Source organism: Salinisphaera sp. G21_0, assembly GCF_017744115.1.
Classification (GTDB): Bacteria; Pseudomonadota; Gammaproteobacteria; order Pseudomonadales; family Endozoicomonadaceae; genus Endozoicomonas.
Genome location: NZ_JAGHQW010000160.1, coordinates 1 through 1557 on the forward strand (window position 1 = coordinate 1; position 1557 = coordinate 1557).

Annotated in this window: 1 protein-coding gene; it reads right to left on the reverse strand. The window is 49.5% G+C overall.

The annotated features are described in order from the left end of the window. Positions 1-319: 319 nt before the first annotated feature. Positions 320-1468: an IS91 family transposase gene (locus J7439_RS25385; RefSeq protein WP_209204845.1), complete on the reverse strand. Its 1149-nt coding sequence runs from the start codon at positions 1466-1468 to the stop codon at positions 320-322. Positions 1469-1557 lie beyond the last annotated feature (89 nt).

Here is a 1557-nt window from a genome sequence, read left to right on the forward strand (position 1 = left end):
AACGATTAGTTCAGCGAATTCTGCACCGCTACAATCTACCAGATTCTGGCGAATTTAGGCAGAGCATAAAAGAGGTGATGTGCAGCATTCGCTGCAACGGGGGTTGGACGAGCCCTTGCACGGTCTTGCCGCTATGGAGCTATCAATAAACGCCCGAAGTCGCTCAACTGTTAACATGGGCGAACAACCACTCGGTCAATCGTCACTTGTTCAAATATTTGCCGAGCTTTCTGAGGTTTTGGGGCAACAAGGCCGGATTTTTTCAGCCCAACCCACTTTTCAAGCACGAATCCCCCGTACCATAGGCAACGCAGTATTATCAGCACAGCGCACCTCCATTTCTGGTCGGGTCATGCCCTTTTTTGAACCGTTCTTTAACAACTAAAGGTTTCTTGCAGGTCGGGCATTGGGCCTTGCCGCTCTGCCCGATCTTTCTCAGGTAACTTTGCCAGTCCAGAACTGCCCTGTCGGTGCTGACTGGTGGCTGTTTATGTAATTCACGGGCTCGATTCAGAATCTTTCTTTTGCCACTGGTGTAAAGGCCGTAAAACCGCACGGTACGCTTGCCTTTATCCGGAACATGGATCAGAAGTTGTTTTATAAATCCGGGCTTGCTGTAGTTTTGGGTTTCTCGCTTTCCAGTCTGGTGGCTTTGGTAGCTCAGGCTGATTTTATTATTCTGTTCGTTGATTTGACTGTTTTTGACTGGCCCTCCCCGAACGTAGCGGGCCAGATAGTTGATAACGCCCTGGCCGTGCTCGTACCTGTCCATGACTTCTACATGCCAGTCTTTGCGGCCAATCTGGTTGGCAAGGTTGTTGATGGTGGTCGGGCTTTCTCTGTCTGGCATTCTTAGCTGTTCACTGGCGGCTTTCAGTTCCGCACAAAATTTACCCCGGAATATTCGCATCACAACACGAAAAGGAAGAAAGCATTTTTTTACCGGGTGTACCCATTCTCCCTGTGCGTTCACTCCGCCGTCTGTAATCAGGCAGTGAATATGAGGGTGCAGGCTCAGGTTTCGTCCCCAGGTGTGGAGGTTGAGGAGGAACCCCGTATCAGCCCCCAGGTATTTTTTATCGCTAAGCAGTTCTTTCAGAGTTTGGCTGACCGCCTTGAACAACAGGTCAGTCATCAGGCTGCTGTTCAGTAACCAGAGTTCATTCAGTTGATGGGGCAGCGTAAAAACCAGATGCCGGTGAGAGGCATCAATTAAGATCTCGTTCTTGGCCGTCAGCCACTTCTCAACCTGGATCTTGTCACATTGCGGGCAGTTTCTGTGTCGACAGGAGTTGTACCAGACGTTGCTGACATGCCCGTCCGGACAGGCTTGTACATGGCCGCCAAGGGCTGAAGTCCGGCAGCGAATAAAATCATTTGCTGCTTTATAATGATGCAGTGGAAGTTTTTTGTTTTTGCTATAGTCTTCAAAGTTCTCAGCAAATATCCCTTGAACAGAGGTCTTCATCTAAATCAACAACGAGTTAAAATGAAAACCTCAAGGTAGACCAAAAACTACATGTCAGCTTCCCCCGGCGGGGCCGGGCGCGTTCAACA

Coding starts and splice junctions, on each gene's coding strand:
- J7439_RS25385 (WP_209204845.1), bottom strand. CDS start 1,468: ATGAAGACCTCTGTTCAAGGGATATTTGCTGAGAACTTTGAAGACTAT.